Below are 17,229 nucleotides of genomic sequence, written 5' to 3'. Positions count from 1 at the left end.
GCGGCACAGGTCCCATGAGGTTTCCGGCAGACGCCTGCCGGCCTCTCCGTCCGCCGAGCCCGCCCCCGAGTCCGAGTCCGGCCCCGGCCCCGGCTCCGGCGCGTTCTCCCAAGTCCGATTCCGGCTCCGGCTCCGGCTCCGGCGCGTTTCCCCAAGTCCGATGTTGCGCCCCTCCGCTCGGGGGTGTTCCGGCCCCCTCCAGATCCTCCCCACCTCCCCTCGCCTCCTCCCGGCTCGCGCCCGCGAGGGCTACTCCGCGCCGATCGCCCGCAGCACATCCAGCCGTGCCGCCCGCGCCCCAGGACGCAGGCCCGCGAGGGCGCCCGCTGTCAGGCCGACCAGGGCGACCACCAACAGGCTCGGCGGCGGCACCGCGAAGGTGAACCCGCTGTCGCTCGCGCCGTCGGACACGCGGACCAGGACCCAGCCGAGGAAGGCGCCGAGGACGAGGCCACCGGCCGTACCGAACGCGGCGACCAGGACGGACTCCCAGCGGACCATGGCCCGGGTCTGGGCCCGGGTCTGGCCGACCGCGCGGAGCAGGCCCAGTTCGCGGGTGCGTTCGCGGATGGCCAGGGTGAGGGTGTTGGCGATGCCCAGCAGGGCGATCAGCACGGCGAGGGCGAGAGCAGCGTGTCGGTCCACTCCGGGTCGCCGCGCCGGCCCGCGAGGTCCAGCGGCAGGGTGATGTTCTCGGCGACGGTCAGCGCGGGCACCAGGTTGAACGCCTGGAACACGAAGCCGATCCGGTCCCGGCGCAACTGGGTGAGCCGTCGGTCGTCCAGGGTGCCCAGCTCGGTGCCGCCGATGAAGGCGGCGCCGGAGCCGAGTGTGTCGAGTCCGGCCGCGCAGTGCATCAGCGTGGACTTGCCCGAGCCGGAGGGCCCCATGATCGTGGTGAACCGCCCGGCCGGAAAGCCGACGCTCACCCCGTCCAGGGCCCGTACCTCGGTGTCGCCGCGGCCGTAGACCTTCACGGCGTCCACGACCCGCGCGGCCGTGCGGGTACCGGTCGTCGTCGTCATCACAGGCCGCCCTTGCCCGTCGCGGGGCCGAACTGCTCGTCCAGGACGGACAGCCGCCGCCAGTACTCGTCCTCGTCGATCTCACCGGCGGCGAACCGGCGGCCGAGCACGGCGATCGGCGAGTCACCGCTCGGGCGCACGTCCCGCCCGGCGTGCCACGGTCCGCGCCGCCCGCGCCGGGCGGTGCGCCGCAGCACGGTCACGACACCCGCCACGACGGCCGCCCAGATCAGCGGGAACAACAGGATCCAGGGGCCGGGTCCACCGCCACCGCCGCCCCAGTCCGCGAGGGTCTGCATCTCAGGTCATCTCCCAGGTGGTAGCGGGTCGGTTCTGCCGATGCCCTGAGCCTCGCTCCCCGCGGGGTGCCGGGTCGTCGTACGGCCGGCGGCTGTGCGGGTACCTCCCGGGGAGTACGGGCGGGAACACCGGCTGCTTCCCCCGGACCCCGGCATAGGCTGGGCGGCCACTGACGTCGAGTGATCCGGTGGTGGGGGCGACATGACATCCGACGCATCCGAGGCGCGGCGGTCCGTGTACGGAGCCGTCTCCACGGCCCTCGCCCTGCGCGGGGATCGCGAGCTGGGTGAGCTGCTGGAGTCGGCCGTGCCGCTCGGGGCCGGGATCGGCGGGACGGCGGCGCGGCTGGAGGTGGCGGGGACGCCGGTCTTCGTGAAGCGGGTGCCGCTCACGGAACGGGAGTTGCGCCCGGAGCATCGGCGCTCCACGGCCAATGTCTTCGGGCTGCCCGCCTTCTGCCAGTACGGCGTCCTGAGCCCGGGGTTCGGCACCTGGCGTGAGCTGGCCGCGCACACGATGACCACGGACTGGGTCCTGGCGGGACGGCACGCGGGCTTCCCGCTGATGTACCACTGGCGGGTGCTGCCGGACGCGGCGCCACAGCGGCTGCCGGAGGAACTCGCCGATGTGGAGCGGGCCGTGGCCTACTTCGGCGGTGGCGCGGAGATCCGTCACCGGATCGAGGCGCTCCGGCACCCCCCGGCGAGCCTCGCGTTGTTCCTGGAGTACCTCCCGCGAACCCTCCACGAGTGGCTCACCGAGGAGGTGGCGGCCGGTGCGGAGCGCGCCGACCGGGCCGTCGCGCTGGTGGAGCGGGAACTGACGGCCGGGGCGGCGTTCATGGGCGCCCAGGGCCTGCTGCACTTCGACGCCCACTTCCGCAACATCCTGACCGATGGACGGCGGCTGTACTTCGCGGACTTCGGCCTCGCCGTCTCCGAGCGCTTCGCCCTGTCCCCGGCCGAGTCCGCCTTCTTCGCACACCACCGCTCCTACGACCACTGCTACATGCTCAGCTGGCTGGTGAACTGGCTGATCACGGCGGTGTACGGCCATCAGCGCGCGGAGCGTGAGGCGCTGATCCACGCGATGGCGGGCGGCGCCGAGCCCCCGGCCGGTCCGCCGGGCATCAGGGCGCTCCTCACCCGGCACGCACCGCTGGCCGCCGTGCTGACCGATTTCTACGGCCGGGTCCATGACATCAGCCCGGACACCCCGTACCCGGCGGAGGAGCTGGAGAGGGCCGTCAGGGCAGCCGAGGGACCCATTAATTTGACCGGTCGTTCTTTTATCGCCTAGGGTCGTCCTCATGGCCAGGACCAAGGAATTCGACCCTGACGCCGTCCTCCTGTCCGCCCTCGAACTGTTCTGGCGGCAGGGCTACGAGGCCACCTCCATGGCGGATCTGGTCGAGCACCTCGGCATCGGACGCGCCAGCATCTACGCGACGTACGGCAACAAGCGCGACCTCTTCCTGAAGGCCCTGGACCGCTACGGAGAGACCCAGAACCCGCGGCTCACCCGGACCCTGTCCCAGCCGGGCCCGGCGCTGCCCGCCGTACGGGCGGTGGTGCGGAGGTTCGCCGAGGAGGCCGCGGACGAGGCCCGCCGGCCGATCGGCTGCCTGGTCACCAACACGGCGACCGAGCTGGCGCCGCACGACACCGGGGCCGCCCGCCGGGTGGAGCTGAGCTGGGAGCACACGGAGACCCTGTTGCACTCGGCGCTGGTCCGCGCCCAGGCGCAGGGCGAACTGCCCGAGGACCGCGACCCGCGCGCGCTCGCCCGGATGCTGCTGGTGCTGATACAGGGGCTGCGGGTGGTGGGCAAGGCGTCGTCCGACCCGGGCCGGGTACGGGACGCGGCCGACCAGGCACTGACCCTGCTGGACTGATCTCGCGGTCCGCCCCCCCTCCCCCCTGTGGATACGAGGCGGCCTCGCCCGGCCAAATATTAGAACGTTCGTTCCGGAAAGGGATTCATGAGCACGCTCAGCGGCGCCCCCGCAGCGGACCGGCCGCGGTTCGGCGTCACCCGTGTCTTCCCGCTCCTCGGCTCCCTCCAGGTCACCCTGATCTTCACGCTGGCCTCGATCGCCGTCCCGCTGCCGGAGATCGGGCGCCGCTTCGGCCTGGGCCGGGACGAACTGATCCTGCTCAGCGCCGCCTACGGGCTGACCTTCGCCGGACTGCTGCTCTTCGGCGGCCGGCTCGCGGACCGCCACGGCGGACGGCGGGCCCTGATCGGCGGACTGTGGCTGTTCGCCGCCGCGTCGATCGCCGCCCCGCTCGCCCCGGGATACGAGGCGCTGCTCGCGGCACGGTTCGCGCAGGGCGCCGGAGCGGCCGTGATCGCCCCCGCCGCCATGGCCGTACTGCGCACCCTGCACCCCGAACCGGCCGCCTACCGCCGGGCGATGGCCACCTGGGGCGGGCTGTCGGTGCTCGGCGCCACGGCCGGCAATCTGCTCTCCGGGGTCATCTCCGCGCTGCTGTCCTGGCGTTGGGCGCTCGGCGTCCCGGCCGTCGTCGCGGTGGTCGCGCTGGTGCTGGCGCCCCGGATGCTGCCCAGGGCCGACGGAACCGGACGAGGCGGGCGGCTCGATGTGCCCGGTGCCGTGCTGGCCACGGGCGGGCTGATCGCCGCCAGCTACGGCCTGGTCGTCACCGACGCGTGGTCCTGGGGCTCGGCCCGGGTGCTGGGCCCGCTGCTGGCCGGTGCCGCCCTGCTCGTCCTGTTCGCCGCGGTCGAACGCCGGGCGCGTGACCCCCTGCTGCCGCCGGGGTTCCTGCGGGACCGGCGGCGCGCGGCCGGGCTGCTGGCGACCGCGCTCACCGCCGCCGGGACCAGCACGGTGTTCATCCTGTTCTCGCTCTTCCTCCAGGAGGAACGGGGCTGGTCGGCGCTGCGCACCTCGGCCGCGTTCGTGCCCTTCGCCGTCGCCCTGCTCGTCTCCGGGCGCGCGGCGGGGCGGCTCGTGGGGCGGTACGGGCCGGGCCCGGTCACCGCGGGCGGGCTGGCGCTGGGCGCGGCCGGGCTCGGACTGCTCGCGCTGACCGGGCTCGATCCGGGGGCCACGTACGGCTATGGCGTCCTGCCCGGTCTGCTGCTGTTGCCGGCCGGGGCCGCCGCCGCCTTCGCCGGGGCCGCCGTGCTCGCCACCGACCGGGTGCCCGCCGAACGGACCGGGCTGGCCGGGGGCGTGCACAACACCGCGATGGAGATCGGGCCGACCGTCGTCTTCGCGGTGCTGCTGGCCGCCGGGAGCGACGCGGTGAGCCTCGCCGTGGCGGCGGGGGTGTTCGCGGTGGCGGCGGGGGGCGCGGCGGGACTGGCCCGGCCTCCGCCGTAGGAGCGGCACCTTTCGGCGCCGGGTCACCAGGGCGCCTGACTCACCCCACCTGATCTCTTCTCTCGCCTTCCCGGCGCATCTCTCCACTCACGAAAGGCAGTTCCTCCATGACCTCTCTGTCCTCCCCGTCCTTCCACCGTTTCACCGACCGGTCCGTGCTCGTCACCGGGGGCGGTTCCGGGATCGGCCGGGCCGTGGCGCTCGCGTTCGCCGCCGAGGGGGCGAACGTCGTGGTGGCCGGGCGGGGCCGGGCCGCGCTGGACGAGACCGTCGCGCTGGTGCGGGAGGCCGGTGGGAACGCGGTCGCGCAGGTCGCCGATGTGTCCCGGGGCGTCGATGTGGAGGCGCTGGTCACCGCGGTGGTCGAGCGGTTCGGGTCACTCGATGTCGCCGTGAACAACGCGGGCGTCTTCCAGGGCGGGCCGATCACCGAGCTGTCCGAGGTGGACTGGCGGCGGGTGCTCGACATCAATGTGACCGGCGTGCTGCTCGCCATGGCGGCGGAGATCCGGCGGATGCGGACCCAGCCGGGCGGCGGGGCGATCGTCAATGTCTCCGCGAACCTGGGACAGCACAAGCAGTTGCCGGGCACGACCGGGTACTCGGCGACCAAGGCCGCCGTCACCTCGCTGACCCGGGGGGCCGCGCTGGAGCACATCGCGGAGGGGGTGCGGATCAACGCCGTGAGCCCCGGCGCGTCCGACACCACGATGTCGCTGTTCCCCGGGGAGACGGAGGCCGGGCGGGCGGCGCGGATGAAGGACGCGTCACCGCTGGGCCGGGTCTCGACGACGCCGGAGGTGGCGCAGGCGGTGCTGTATCTGGCGTCGGACGCCGCCGCGTCGCTGGTGGGCACGGACCTGGTGATCGACGGCGGGGCGTCCCTGTAGCGGGCCCCTCTCAGGCCGCCGACAGCGCGGACAGCGGGTCGTCCAGTACCGGCTGCCAGGCCAGTTCGGCGGCGCCCACCAGGCTGTTGAAGTCCAGCGTGCAGGGCACGATCGGCACGACCCCGCTGCGGCCCCACAGACTGCGGTCGGCGACGACCGCGCGGAGCCGCTCGGGGTCGGCGTCCAGGAGGGTGCGGTGCAGGCCGCCGAGGATGATCCGGTCCGGGTTGAGGATGTTGACCAGCCCGGCGAGCCCGAGGCCGAGGCGGTCGACGAGGGTCCCGACGGCCGCGCGGACGCCCGGGTCGGCGTACTCGTACCGGATCAGGTCGTTGGCCTGCTGGAGCAGGGACACCACCGGTCCCGGCGCGCGGCCCGCGGTGGTGAGCAGGGCCAGCGGGTCGGCCTCGACGTCCAGGCAGCCGCGGCTGCCGCAGTGGCAGGGGCGGCCCTCGGGGTTGACGGTGAGATGGCCGACTTCGAGGGCCAGGCCCGAACTGCCGGTGTGCAGCCGCCCGTCGAGGACCAGCGCGCCGCCGACCCCGCGGTGCCCGGTGGCCACGCACAGCAGATCGCGGGAGCCGCGCCCGGCGCCGTGCCGGTGCTCGGCGAGCGCGGCGAGGTTGACGTCGTTGGCCGCGAAGGCGGGGCCGGTGATCCCGGCGGCCCGCACCTGCTCGGCGAAGATCTCGCGGACCGGTGAGCCGGGGGGCCAGTCCAGGTGCAGCGGGTTGAGGGCGAGGCCCTCGGGTTCGGCGACGGCGGAGGGGACGGCGAGTCCGGCGCCGACACAGCGGCGGCCGGTCGCGCGCAGCAGTTCCGCGCCCGCCTCGACGACCGAGCCGAGCACCTTCGCCGGGTCGGCGTCGACGGCCTCGCAGCCGGGAGCGGTGGCGACGATCCGGCCGCCGAGGGCGACCAGCGCGGCGCGGAAGCCGTCGGCGTGGACCTGGGCGGCGAGGGCCACGGGTCCGTTCTCGGCGAGTTCGAGGCGGTGCGAGGGGCGGCCCTGGGAGCCGCCGGGCGCGGTGGGGCGGGCGTCGACATGGATCAGGCCCAGCGCTTCCAGTTCGGCGGCGACCGCGCCCGCCGTGGCACGGGTGACGCCGAGTTCCGCGGTGAGCACCGCGCGGGTGGGTGCCCGTCCGGTGTGCACCAGTTCCAGTGCGGGGCCGAGTGCGCCGCGCCCCCGGTCCAGCCGCGTCTTGGAGGTGGTCCCGTCCCCCGGCCGCCGGGGGCCCGCCTTGCCGCTCATGAGGGCGAGTCTCCCATGATCCGCCGGTCAGAGGGCCGTCAAGGGCAGGCCGCCGACCCGCATTGTGATGTTCAGCCGCCCGGCGAGCCCCAGAGCGGGCGGCGCGGTGCCCGGATGGACGCGCGGCACCCCGTGGAAGGCGAGCCGCGAGGCCCCGCCGAACACGAACAGATCACCGCTGCGCAGTTCCACGTCCGTGTACGGGCGGGTCCGGGTCACGGGGTTGCCGAACCGGAAGACACAGGTGTCACCGAGGCTGAGCGAGACGACGGGCGCGGTGGACCGTTCGTCGCTGTCGCGGTGCATGCCCATGCGGGCGTCGCCGTCGTAGAAATTGATCAGCGCGATGTCGTAGGGCTCGGCGGCGACCGCCCACGGGCCGAGCGCGTCGGTCACGGCGGCCCGGCCGAGCCGGTCGAGCCAGGCGGGGAAGGGTTTCACGGGCGCCCCGTCGCCGTCGACGGCCGTGCGGGCGTAGCCGTACGGGTACCAGTGCAGACCGAGGCAGACCTGGCGGGCGGTCATGGTGCCGCCGCCGGGGGTACGGACCGTACGCAGTCCGGCGGGCGGCCGGGCCCAGTCGCGGGCGGCGGCGAGCAGGGCGGACTGCCGCTCGGGGGTGAGCCAGTCGGGGACGTGCACCGCGCCGGGCGCGACCTCGGCGCGCTCGCGGGGAAACAGCCCGGTGTCATGACCGTCCATGTCCTTGCAGATCCTCCCCGGTCCTCCGCAACCTTCAGCAGACCTTCCCAGTCTTCCGCAGTCCCCCATCCTCCCCGGTCCCCCACCCGCCCTGAGCTGCGGTTCCGCTATCTTTGGCGGTGATGAACGACCGTATGACGACGCCGTGGGGCACGTTCGCGCTGTCCCGCTTCCCCGAGGACCCGCGTGACCGGCTGCGTGCCTGGGACGCCGCCGACGCCTATCTGCTGCGGCAGCTGGCGGACCGGGAGGTCCCGCTGACCGGTGACGTGGTGGTGGTCGGCGATCGCTGGGGCGCGCTGACCACCGCGCTCGCGGAGCACGGCCCGACCCAGATCACGGACTCCTTCCTGGCGCAGGAGGCGACCCGGGCCAATCTCGCGCGCGCCGGGGTGCCGCCGGGCACGGTACGGCTGCTGACCACGCGGGACCGGCCGCCGGAGCGGATCGATGTGCTGCTGGTGCGGGTGCCGAAGAGCCTGGCGCTGCTGGAGGACCAGTTGCTGCGGCTGGCGCCCGCGCTGCACCGGGACACCGTCGTGATCGGGACCGGCATGGTCAAGGAGATCCACACCTCGACGCTGAAGCTGTTCGAGACGGTGATCGGGCCGACCCGCACCTCGCTCGCCGAGCAGAAGGCCCGGCTCATCCTGTGCGTGCCGGAGCCGGGGCGGCGGCGGCCGGTCAATCCGTGGCCGTACCGGTACGCCCTGCCCGACGGTGTCGGACCGGCCTCCGGGCGCACCGTCGTCAACCACGCGGGCGTCTTCTGTGCCGAGCGGCTCGACATCGGCACCCGGTTCTTCCTCGCCCATCTCCCGGCCACCCGGGGTGTGCGGCGGGTGGTGGACCTGGGCTGCGGCAACGGGGTGGTGGGTACGTCGGTGGCGCTGGCGAACCCGGACGCCGAGGTGCTGTTCGTGGACGAGTCGTACCAGGCGGTGGCGTCGGCGGCGGCGACGTACAAGGCGAACGGGGTGCCCGGGCACGCCGAGTTCCGGGTCGGGGACGGGGTGGCCGGGGTGGCCTCGGACAGCGCGGACCTGGTGCTGAACAACCCGCCGTTCCACACCCACCAGGCGACGACCGACGCGACGGCCTGGCGCATGTTCACCGGGGCGCGACGGGTGCTGCGGCCGGGCGGCGAGCTGTATGTGGTGGGGAACCGGCATCTCGGCTACCACGTGCGGCTTCGGCGGGTGTTCGGCAACAGCGAGGTGATCGCCGGCGACCCGAAGTTCGTGGTGCTGCGGGCGGTCAAGCGGTGAGGGACGGCGGGCGACGAGGTCACCGGTGGTGGCCAGGGGCCCGGCGGGGGTCCCTTCCGGGTGGCGGGGAAAGACGGTGGGTGCGGCCGGTCATGGCGTGAGGATCACCGAGCGGGTGAGGTGGCGGGGGTTGTCCGGGTCCGGTGCGCGGGCCGCCGCGATTGCCACCGCGAGCCGCTGCGCGCGGACCAGTTCGGCGAGCGGGTCCAGGCGGTCCCCGGCGATCCACAGCCCGCCGGTCGCCCGTACCTGTGCGGCGAGCCCCGTACCCCCTCCGCACAACGACACGTAGGGCTACGATGCATGTTCCTGCAAGATAGCGTGACATTTCAAGCATCATCAAGCATTCAGCCGGGTTGATCACAGGCCGCTGCGCTAGGGTCACCCGACGATCGGGGAACGGTTCGGCTGGAGGTGCGGATGTCACGCGACGCCCGCTGGAAAGCGCTGCTGGAGTTGCTCGTCGAGCGGGGCCGGCTGGACGTCGAGGAGGCCGCGTCCGCGCTGGCGGTGTCGGCCGCCACCATCCGCCGTGACTTCGACCAGTTGGCCGAGCAGCAGATGCTGGTCCGCACGCGCGGGGGCGCGGTGGTGCACGGGGTGTCGTACGAACTGCCGCTGCGCTACAAGACGGCGCGCCATGCCTCCGAGAAGCAGCGGATCGCGAAGGCGGTCGGGGATCTCGTCGCGCCCGGCGAGGCGGTCGGGCTGACGGGCGGCACAACCACCACGGAGGTGGCCCGCGCGCTCGCCGTCCGCAGCGATCTCGCCACCGGCTCCCCCGCGCTGACCATCGTCACCAACGCCCTGAACATCGCCAACGAGCTGGCCGTCCGCCCGCAGTTCAAGATCGTGGTGACCGGCGGGGTGGCCCGTGCCCAGTCCTACGAGCTGATCGGCCCCCTGACCGACGGCGTGCTCTCCCAGGTGACCCTGGACATGGCCGTCCTCGGTGTCGTCGCCTTCGACGTCATCCGTGGCGCCGCCGCCCACGACGAGGCCGAGGCGGCGGTCAACCGCCTCCTGTGCGAACGCGCCGAGCGGGTCGTCGCGGCCGACTCCAGCAAGCTGGGCCGCCGCGCCTTCGCCCGGATCTGCGGTGTGGAGTCGGTGAACACCCTGGTCACGGACGCGGCGGTGGAGGACGAGACCGTACGGCGGTTCGAGGACGCGGGCGTGGCCGTGCTGGCGGTGTGAGGGAGCGGCGGGGGTGGGTCCCGCCGGTCCGGCGGGAGTAAGGCCGGTGAACCGAAACCCATTGTCGGTGGACCGAAACCCATTGCCGGTAGACCGAAACCCATTGCCGGTAGACCGAAATCCGCTGCCGGTGGAGCGGGACCACTCGCCCACTGGCTGAGACCGCCCTACCCACAGGCTGAGACCCCCGACGTGGCCGCCGCCCGTCCGACCCGCCCCTTCCCCCGGCAAGCCGTACGCTGGAACAGCTATTCGGGGTAGCCCGTCGAGGGAGGCTGGGATGGCCGATGCGGCGACCGGGGGCGGGAACGGAACCGGGATCGGGGACGCGGGCGGGGGCGGGACCCGGTACGTGCCGATCTCCGAGCACGGGCTGATCGGCGATCTGCGCAGCGTCGCCCTGGTGGGCTCGGACGGCACGATCGACTGGTACTGCTGCCCCTCCTTCGACTCGCCGAGCGTGTTCGCCGCGATCCTGGACGCCGAGCGCGGCGGCGCCTTCGAGCTGGCGGCGATCGGCGAGGCCCGGACCAAGCAGTTCTACTTCCCGGACACCAACGTCCTGATCACCCGTTTCTTCACCGAGGACGGCGTCGGCGAGGTGCAGGACTTCATGCCGGTCGGCGGGGACTCGGCCCGGCACCCCGTGGAGGCGGAGCGGCACCGGCTGATCCGGCGCGTGGTCTGCGTACGGGGCACGGTGGGGTTCCGGGCCCGGGTCGCACCGCGCTTCGACTACGGCGCCCGGCCGCACACCCTGCGCCTGGAGTCCGGCAGGGCCGTCTTCGCGTCCGAGGACCTGTCGCTGGCGCTGACCTCGACGGTCCCGCTGGAGGTCGCCGGGCCCGACGCGCGCGCGGAGTTCAAGCTCACCGAGGGCGAGTCGGCGGTGTTCGCCCTGGACCAGGTCAGCGGCGGGGTACCACCGCGCGCCTGCGCCGCCGGCGAGGCCCAGGCGCAGTTCGAGACGACGGTGACGTACTGGCGGCGCTGGCTGTCCGCCTCCAAGTACAAGGGCCGCTGGCGCGAGATGGTGCACCGCTCGGCCCTCACCCTGAAGCTGCTCACCTACGCGCCGACCGGCGCCATCGTGGCCGCGCCGACCACCAGCCTGCCCGAGCAGCTCGGCGGCGAGCGCAACTGGGACTACCGGTACGTATGGGTGCGCGACGCCGCGTTCTGTGTGTACGCGCTGCTGCGGCTGGGGTTCACGGAGGAGGCCGGGGCGTTCATGGAGTTCGTCACCCGGCACATCACGCCGGGCGACGGCAGACTCTCGGGCCCGCTCCAGGTGATGTACGGCATCGACGGCCGCACGGATCTGGCGGAGCGCGAACTCGGTCACCTGGAGGGCCATCAGGGCTCGGCGCCGGTCCGGATCGGCAACGCCGCCGCCGATCAGCTCCAGCTGGACATCTACGGCGCCCTCATCGACTCGATCTACCTCTACGACAAATGGGCCACGCCGATCTCCAGTGACCAGTGGGACGACGTGTGCGCGCTGGTGGACTGGGTGTGCGAGCACTGGGACCAGCCGGACGAGGGCATCTGGGAGACCCGCGGCGGCCGGAAGAACTTCCTCTACTCCCGGCTGATGTGCTGGGTGGCGATCGAGCGGGCCATCCGGATGGCCAACCGGCGCGGGCTGCCCGCCGATCACGCCCGCTGGCAGCAGGTCCGTGACGTCATCTACCGGCGGATCATGAGCCATGGCTGGTCGGAGCGGCGCCAGGCGTTCGTGCAGTACGAGGACAGCGATGTGCTGGACGCGTCGGTGCTGATGATGCCGCTGACCAAGTTCATCGCCCCCACCGACCCCAAATGGCTGTCCACCCTGGACGCCCTCACCCACGACCTGGTCTCCGACTCCCTCGTCTACCGCTACGACCCGGTGGCCAGCCCGGACGGACTGCGCGGCGACGAGGGCACGTTCTCCATCTGCTCCTTCTGGTACGTCGAGGCGCTGGTGCACGCCGGGCGGCTCGACGAGGCCCGGCTCGCGTTCGAGAAGATGCTGACGTACGCCAACCATCTCGGCCTGTACGCCGAGGAGATCAGCCACACGGGTGAGCAGCAGGGCAATTTCCCGCAGGCGTTCACCCATTTCGCCCTGATCAGCGCGGCCTTCAACCTGGACCGCGCGCTCGGCTGACCCCACCCCCGCCTTCCCTCAAGGAGACCCGTTGACGCGCCCCGACGGCCTGCCCGGCCTCACCCTCACCCGTGCCCGGCTGGGCGCGGGCGGTCCGCTCACCGCCCTGCGCATCGAGGGCGGCAGGATCGCCGCGATCTCCGTGACCGACGCCCCGACATCCGGCGCGGACGGCCCCGTACTCGATCTGGACGGGCGGACCGTGCTGCCGGGGCTGTGGGACGCGCATGTGCATCTGGGGCAGTGGGCGAGTGTGCGGCACCGGCTCGACCTGGCGGGGCTGACCTCCGCGCGGGCGGTCGCCGACGCCGTACAGGGGCGGGCGGCGGGGTCTTCCGGCGCCGAGGTTCTCATCGGGTACGGGTTCCGGGACGGGCTGTGGCCCGATGTGCCGGACAAGGCGCTGCTGGACGCCGTGTGCCCCACGCGGCCGGTCGCGCTGGTCAGCGGGGATCTGCATGCCGCCTGGCTGAACTCGGCGGGCCTGGCGCTGGTCGGGTGGGCCGGGCATCCGACGGGGCTGCTGCGGGAGGGGGACGCCTTCCGGGCGGTGTCGGCGCTGCCGGAGGTGCCGGGTGAGGTGCTGGACGACTGGATCGCACAGGCCTGCGAGGCCGCCGCCGCGCGCGGGGTGAGCGGGGTCATCGACTTCCACTTCGCGGACAACGTCACCGACTGGACACGCCGGGCGGCGGCCGGGGCCGTGGCGGTGCGGGTGGACGCGGCGGTCTATCCGGCGTACCTGGACGCGGCGCTCGCCGCCGGGCACCGCACGGGCGACGTGCTGCCCGGCACCGGGGGCCTGGTGCGGGTCGGGCCGCTGAAGCTGTTCACGGACGGTTCGCTCAACACCCGTACGGCGCTGTGCCACGAGCCGTACCCGGGCCTTACGGGCACGGCGGAGGCGTACGGCATCGAGGAGACGTCGTACGACGAACTCGTGCGGCTGATGCGGCGGGCGGCGGAGCACGGTCTCACGCCCGCCGTGCACGCGATCGGCGACCGCGCCAACGCCCTGGCCCTGGACGCCTTCGCGGAGACGGGGTGCGGGGGCCGGATCGAGCACGCGCAGTTGCTGTCGGCGGCGGATCTGCCGCGGTTCGCGGCGCTGGGGGTGACCGCGGGTGTGCAGCCCGCCCACGCGCTCGACGACCGGGACGTGGCGGACCGGCACTGGGCCGGGCGGACGGGACGGGCGTTCCCGTACGGCGCGCTGCTCGCGGCGGGTGCCCGGCTGGAGTTCGGCTCGGACGCGCCGGTGTCGCCGCTGGACCCGTGGGTGGGCATCGCGGCGGCGGTCCACCGCACGGACGACGGGCGCCCGGCCTGGCATCCCGAGCAGCGGGTCCCGGTGCGGGACGCGCTGACGGCGTCGGCCCGGGGCCGCGGCGCGCCGCGGGTGGGCGACCCGGCGGACCTGGTGGTGGTGGACGTGGATCCGCTGAAGGCGGACGCGGCGACGCTGCGTCAGATGCCGGTGCACGCCACGATGACGGGCGGGCGGTTCACGTACGGGCCGGTGTGACGCCTCGCACAAGGGCCGGTGTGATCCCTCGTGTGCGGGCCGATGTGATCCCTCACGCGCGGGCCGGTGATGGCCTCCCTCCGGACGACCATTGTTAGTTAAGGTAAGCCTTACCTTGCAATGTCGTACCGGAGCTGTCGCGCCGGAGGGGAGAACACGTCATGCGTGTCGCCATGTTCGGGTACCAGACCTGGGGCCATCGCACGCTCCAGGCCCTGCTCGACTCCGACCACGAGCCCGTTCTCGTGGTCACCCACCCCAAGAGCGAGCACGCCTACGAGAAGATCTGGGACGACTCGGTCGCCGAACTCGCCGAGAAGAACGGCATACCCGTCCTGCTGCGAAACCGTCCCGACGACCCGGAGCTGCTCGACGCGCTGCGGTCGGCCCGCGCGGACATCATCGTCGCCAACAACTGGCGGACCTGGCTGCCCCCGGAGGTCTTCGACCTGCCACCGCACGGCACGCTCAACGTCCATGACTCGCTGCTGCCGTCGTACGCCGGGTTCTCCCCGCTGATCTGGGCGCTGATCAACGGGGAGGAACGGGTCGGGGTGACCGCGCACCGGATGAACGGCGAGCTGGACGCCGGGGACATCCTGGTGCAGCGGTCCGTGCCGGTCGGTCCGGCGGACACGGCGACCGATCTGTTCCACCGGACCGTCGATCTCATCGCCCCGATCGTGCGCGAGTCGCTCGATCTGATCGGCGCCGGGCGGGACGTGGGGCGCTGGCTGCCGCAGGACCGCGCCAAGGCGAGCTTCTTCCACAAGCGGTCGGCCGAGGACAGCCGGATCGACTGGAGCTGGCCGGCCGAGCGCCTGGAGCGGCTGGTGCGCGCGCAGTCCGACCCGTATCCCCACGCGTACGCCTTCCACCGCGGCGAGCGGCTGCGGATCGTGTCGGCGGCGGTCTCCGAGGGCCGTTACGGCGGCACCCCGGGCCGGATCTTCATCCGCGAGGGCGACGGCGTGGTGATCGTCGCGGGCGCGGAGGCGTACTCCGGGCGCCACCCGGGCCTGCTGGTGCGGCGGGTACGGACGGACGACGGTACGGAGTACGCGGCCACCGACTACTTCCGCACGATGGGCGGGTATCTCACCTCCCGCCCCTGAGCCCGCGCGGCGCCCGGCGCCGTGGTGAAGGGATTCAGCGGCCCGGCGAGGATTCGCCGGGCCGGGCCCCGCGCGACGATCTCGCCCCCGTCCAGCACGGCGATCCGGTCGGCGAGCCGGGCCGTGTCCGGATCGTGGGTGATCAGGACGAGGGAGAGACCGTCCCGGTCCCGGAGCAGCCCGGTCAGGACGTCGAGGAGGCCGCGCCGGGTCACCGTGTCCAGCCCCGAGGTGATCTCGTCGCAGATCAGCACGCGGGGGTGGGCGAGCAGGGCGCGGGCGAGGGCGGCGCGCTGGAGTTCCCCGCCGGAGAGCCCCTCCGGGTGGCGCCGGGCCGTGGCGGGCGGGATGCCCAGCCGCTCCAGCGTCGCCAGGGCCTCCTCCCCGGCCGTGTGCCGGTCGGTGCCGCGCAGGCGTACGGCGGTCCGGGCGACCTGGTCCAGGACCGGCCGGAACGGGTCGAAGGCGGCTGCCGGGTCCTGGAACACGTACTGCACGGCGGCCAGTTGTTCCCGCCCGCGCCGCCGCACACCGCGCGGCAGCGCCTCGCCGCCGAGGAGCAGCTGACCGTCATGGTCCCGGTGCAGCCCGGCCAGACACCGGCCCAGCGTGGTCTTGCCACTGCCCGAACGCCCCGCGACGGCCAGGCACTCGCCGCCGCGCAGGGTGAGGCGGGGCACGCGCAGGACGGCCGTGTGCTGGTGCCGGGCGGTGAGGTCGCGGACCTCCAGGAGGGGGTGGGTGGGGGTGGGGGCCGGGTGCGGGCGTACGGGGGTGGGGGCCGAGGGTGCGGGGGCGCTCCCCCGTTCCACCCGCACGTGGGCGTCGAGCAGTCGGCGGGTCCAAGGGTGACGGGGTGCCGTCCACAGGCGGGCCGTCGGGCCCGACTCCACGACCCGGCCCTCGTGCAGCACCAGCGTCTCGTCGGCGAGCGCGCGCACGACGTCCAGGTCATGGCTGAGCAGGAGCACCCCGATGCCGCGCGCCGCTACGGCCGCCAGCTCGTCCACGATCCGGCTCTTGGTGAACGGGTCCTGACCGGTGGTGGGTTCGTCGGCGACGACGATCCGGGCGCCGAAGAGCAGGGCCTGGGCCAGCACCACCCGCTGCTGCTGACCGCCGGAGAGCTGATGCGGGTAGCGGTCCAGCAGCCCTCGTACGTCGGTGAGCTGGGCGTCCTCCAGGGCTTTGAGGACGTGCTCGCGGGCCGCCGCCCGCCGCCGCGCCCGGGGCAGCTCCCGTACCCGGGTACGGGCGATGTCGTCCAGCAGGACGGAGATCCGGCGGACGGGATTGAGGACCGACGCCGGGTGCTGGGGGATGTGGCCGACCCGGCCGTCCGCCGCCGTGCGCACCTCGCCGGTCACCCGCGCGCCGGGCGGGTGGGCGCCGAGCAGGGCCAGGCCGATGGTGGTCTTGCCGCTGCCGGAGGCGCCGACCAGGGCGGTCACCCGGCCGGGCAGGATGCGCAGGTCCACCCCGTCGACCACCGCCCGCCCGTCGATCTCGACCCGCAGGCCGCGGATCTCGGCGAGCGGCGGGGGCGGCCCGGCGCCGATGTCGTCGCCGTCGCCGTCACTCACAGGTGCCGTCCCTTCCGTGCCCGGCGTCCGCCGGGGTTCTCCAGTGCCGCGTCGAAGAGCAGGTTGGTGCCCATGGTCAGCGCGACGATCAGCAGGGCCGGCACGACCACGGCCCAGGGCTGGACGAACAGCCCGGTGCGGTTGCGGTCGACCATGACGGCCCAGTCGGCCGCGTCCGGCGCCACCCCGACGCCCAGGAACGCGGCCGTGGCGACCAGGTAGAGGACGCCTGTCAGCCGGGTCCCGGCGTCGGCGGCCAGGGTGCGCAGCAGGGACCGTCCGACATGGCCGACGGCGATGCGCCACCAGGTCTCGCCCTGCATCCGCAGCGCCTCGACGGCGGGCCGGGCGGCGGCCGACGCGGCGGCGGCCCGTACGATCCGTGCCGCGTCCGGCACATTGACCAGCGCGACGAGCAGCGCGAGCCCTGCCGCGCCGGGCGTGACCACCGACGCCACCAGCAGGATCAGCAGCAGGGAGGGCACGGCGAGCAGCACGTCCAGGGGCCGCATCAGGAGTTCCTCCACGAGCCGCCGGTGGGTGAGCGCGGCGGTCAGACCGACCGGGAGCGCCACGGCGTAGGCGAGGGCGGTCGCCGCGAGCGCGGTCAGCACCACCGGACGGCCGCCGTGCAGCACCTGGCGCCACACATCGCGCCCCACGAAGTCGGTGCCGAGCCAGTGCCCGCCGCCGAGCGTGAAGGACGCGGCACGGGGGCCGGGCTCCCCGGCGAGGAACGGTCCGAGCAGGGCGAGGAGGAGGGGGACGGCGAGGAGTCCGGCGCCGAGGAGGAAGCGTCGCCTGGAGGGCGCTCGCCGGGAAGTCGTCGCCCGGGCGGGCGTCTCCCGGCCCGCCGAGGTCATCG

14 protein-coding genes and 3 pseudogenes are annotated in these 17,229 nt (G+C 73.8%); 9 read left to right on the top strand and 8 right to left on the bottom strand.

Going from position 1 to position 17,229, the window contains the following annotated elements; translation table 11 throughout:
* Positions 1-249: 249 nt before the first annotated feature.
* The 3 genes and pseudogenes from ACFXAZ_RS32540 to ACFXAZ_RS32530 all read right to left on the bottom strand — a co-directional run.
* A pseudogene (locus ACFXAZ_RS32540) lies at positions 250-636 on the bottom strand (ABC transporter permease); the annotation flags it as partial.
* Positions 627-1,025: pseudogene (locus ACFXAZ_RS32535) on the bottom strand (ABC transporter ATP-binding protein); the annotation flags it as partial. The pseudogenes ACFXAZ_RS32535 and ACFXAZ_RS32540, both read right to left, overlap by 10 nt.
* A complete protein-coding gene (locus ACFXAZ_RS32530; RefSeq protein WP_384598449.1) occupies positions 1,025-1,324 on the bottom strand; it encodes an SHOCT domain-containing protein in 300 nt (99 codons plus the stop codon). The pseudogene ACFXAZ_RS32535 and the gene ACFXAZ_RS32530, both read right to left, overlap by 1 nt.
* A 202-nt stretch (positions 1,325-1,526) precedes the next feature.
* On the opposite strand from ACFXAZ_RS32530, the gene ACFXAZ_RS32525 reads away from it, so the two are divergent.
* The 4 genes from ACFXAZ_RS32525 (at position 1,527) to ACFXAZ_RS32510 (ending at position 5,567) form a co-directional block, all read left to right on the top strand.
* Positions 1,527-2,624, top strand: a complete 1,098-nt coding sequence (locus ACFXAZ_RS32525; protein WP_384598447.1) for a protein kinase family protein — start codon at positions 1,527-1,529, stop codon at positions 2,622-2,624.
* 10 nt (positions 2,625-2,634) lie between these two features.
* The gene (locus ACFXAZ_RS32520) at positions 2,635-3,219 is read left to right on the top strand and encodes a TetR/AcrR family transcriptional regulator (protein ID WP_384598445.1); all 585 of its coding nucleotides are present in this window, start codon (positions 2,635-2,637) and stop codon (positions 3,217-3,219) included.
* An 87-nt stretch (positions 3,220-3,306) separates the two neighbouring features.
* On the top strand, positions 3,307-4,677 hold the full coding sequence (locus ACFXAZ_RS32515) for an MFS transporter (protein ID WP_384598443.1): 1,371 nt from the start codon (positions 3,307-3,309) through the stop codon (positions 4,675-4,677).
* 107 nt (positions 4,678-4,784) lie between these two features.
* Positions 4,785-5,567, top strand: coding sequence for an SDR family NAD(P)-dependent oxidoreductase (locus tag ACFXAZ_RS32510; protein ID WP_384598441.1), 783 nt, complete (start codon positions 4,785-4,787; stop codon positions 5,565-5,567).
* A gap of 10 nt (positions 5,568-5,577) precedes the next feature.
* On the opposite strand, the gene ACFXAZ_RS32505 is transcribed toward ACFXAZ_RS32510, so the two are convergent.
* Positions 5,578-6,822 carry an ROK family protein gene (locus ACFXAZ_RS32505; protein WP_384598439.1) on the bottom strand — a complete coding sequence of 415 codons (1,245 nt, stop codon included), beginning with the start codon at positions 6,820-6,822 and terminating at the stop codon, positions 5,578-5,580.
* A gap of 27 nt (positions 6,823-6,849) precedes the next feature.
* Complete coding sequence (locus tag ACFXAZ_RS32500) at positions 6,850-7,524, bottom strand: alpha-ketoglutarate-dependent dioxygenase AlkB family protein (RefSeq protein WP_384598437.1); 675 nt, start codon at positions 7,522-7,524, stop codon at positions 6,850-6,852.
* A 134-nt stretch (positions 7,525-7,658) separates the two neighbouring features.
* Between ACFXAZ_RS32500 and ACFXAZ_RS32495 the strand changes: the two genes are divergently transcribed.
* Positions 7,659-8,792, top strand: coding sequence for a methyltransferase (locus ACFXAZ_RS32495; RefSeq protein ID WP_384598453.1), 1,134 nt, complete (start codon positions 7,659-7,661; stop codon positions 8,790-8,792).
* A gap of 90 nt (positions 8,793-8,882) precedes the next feature.
* Here ACFXAZ_RS32495 and ACFXAZ_RS32490 read toward each other — a convergent pair.
* Positions 8,883-9,056: pseudogene (locus tag ACFXAZ_RS32490) on the bottom strand (sugar isomerase); the annotation flags it as partial.
* A gap of 156 nt (positions 9,057-9,212) precedes the next feature.
* Between ACFXAZ_RS32490 and ACFXAZ_RS32485 the strand changes: the two are divergent.
* From ACFXAZ_RS32485 to ACFXAZ_RS32470, 4 genes are all read left to right on the top strand, one after another.
* A complete protein-coding gene (locus ACFXAZ_RS32485; RefSeq protein WP_384598435.1) occupies positions 9,213-9,989 on the top strand; it encodes a DeoR/GlpR family DNA-binding transcription regulator in 777 nt (258 codons plus the stop codon).
* 280 nt (positions 9,990-10,269) lie between these two features.
* On the top strand, positions 10,270-12,141 hold the full coding sequence (locus tag ACFXAZ_RS32480; protein ID WP_384598433.1) for a glycoside hydrolase family 15 protein: 1,872 nt from the start codon (positions 10,270-10,272) through the stop codon (positions 12,139-12,141).
* Positions 12,142-12,172: 31 nt separating this feature from the next.
* Complete coding sequence (locus tag ACFXAZ_RS32475; RefSeq protein ID WP_384598431.1) at positions 12,173-13,666, top strand: amidohydrolase; 1,494 nt, start codon at positions 12,173-12,175, stop codon at positions 13,664-13,666.
* Between the two features lie 161 nt (positions 13,667-13,827).
* Positions 13,828-14,781: a methionyl-tRNA formyltransferase gene (locus ACFXAZ_RS32470; RefSeq protein WP_384598429.1), complete on the top strand. Its 954-nt coding sequence runs from the start codon at positions 13,828-13,830 to the stop codon at positions 14,779-14,781.
* Here ACFXAZ_RS32470 and ACFXAZ_RS32465 read toward each other — a convergent pair.
* On the bottom strand, positions 14,739-16,364 hold the full coding sequence (locus ACFXAZ_RS32465; protein WP_384598427.1) for an ABC transporter ATP-binding protein: 1,626 nt from the start codon (positions 16,362-16,364) through the stop codon (positions 14,739-14,741). The two genes, ACFXAZ_RS32470 and ACFXAZ_RS32465, sit on opposite strands and share 43 nt — an antisense overlap.
* Complete coding sequence (locus ACFXAZ_RS32460) at positions 16,361-17,227, bottom strand: ABC transporter permease (RefSeq protein ID WP_384598451.1); 867 nt, start codon at positions 17,225-17,227, stop codon at positions 16,361-16,363. The genes ACFXAZ_RS32465 and ACFXAZ_RS32460 overlap by 4 nt, the downstream gene beginning before the upstream one ends.
* Positions 17,228-17,229: the final 2 nt, after the last annotated feature.

Source organism: Streptomyces sp. NPDC059477, from assembly GCF_042749375.1.
Lineage (GTDB): Bacteria > Actinomycetota > Actinomycetes > Streptomycetales > Streptomycetaceae > Streptomyces.
Note: the sequence above shows the minus strand (reverse complement) of the source record. Positions and strands in the feature narration are given on the sequence as shown.

Coding starts and splice junctions, on each gene's coding strand:
- ACFXAZ_RS32520 (WP_384598445.1), top strand. CDS start 2,635: ATGGCCAGGACCAAGGAATTCGACCCTGACGCCGTCCTCCTGTCCGCC.
- ACFXAZ_RS32500 (WP_384598437.1), bottom strand. CDS start 7,524: ATGGACGGTCATGACACCGGGCTGTTTCCCCGCGAGCGCGCCGAGGTC.
- ACFXAZ_RS32510 (WP_384598441.1), top strand. CDS start 4,785: ATGACCTCTCTGTCCTCCCCGTCCTTCCACCGTTTCACCGACCGGTCC.
- ACFXAZ_RS32530 (WP_384598449.1), bottom strand. CDS start 1,324: ATGCAGACCCTCGCGGACTGGGGCGGCGGTGGCGGTGGACCCGGCCCC.
- ACFXAZ_RS32480 (WP_384598433.1), top strand. CDS start 10,270: ATGGCCGATGCGGCGACCGGGGGCGGGAACGGAACCGGGATCGGGGAC.
- ACFXAZ_RS32460 (WP_384598451.1), bottom strand. CDS start 17,227: ATGACCTCGGCGGGCCGGGAGACGCCCGCCCGGGCGACGACTTCCCGG.
- ACFXAZ_RS32505 (WP_384598439.1), bottom strand. CDS start 6,822: ATGAGCGGCAAGGCGGGCCCCCGGCGGCCGGGGGACGGGACCACCTCC.
- ACFXAZ_RS32515 (WP_384598443.1), top strand. CDS start 3,307: ATGAGCACGCTCAGCGGCGCCCCCGCAGCGGACCGGCCGCGGTTCGGC.
- ACFXAZ_RS32525 (WP_384598447.1), top strand. CDS start 1,527: ATGACATCCGACGCATCCGAGGCGCGGCGGTCCGTGTACGGAGCCGTC.
- ACFXAZ_RS32495 (WP_384598453.1), top strand. CDS start 7,659: ATGACGACGCCGTGGGGCACGTTCGCGCTGTCCCGCTTCCCCGAGGAC.
- ACFXAZ_RS32485 (WP_384598435.1), top strand. CDS start 9,213: ATGTCACGCGACGCCCGCTGGAAAGCGCTGCTGGAGTTGCTCGTCGAG.
- ACFXAZ_RS32470 (WP_384598429.1), top strand. CDS start 13,828: ATGCGTGTCGCCATGTTCGGGTACCAGACCTGGGGCCATCGCACGCTC.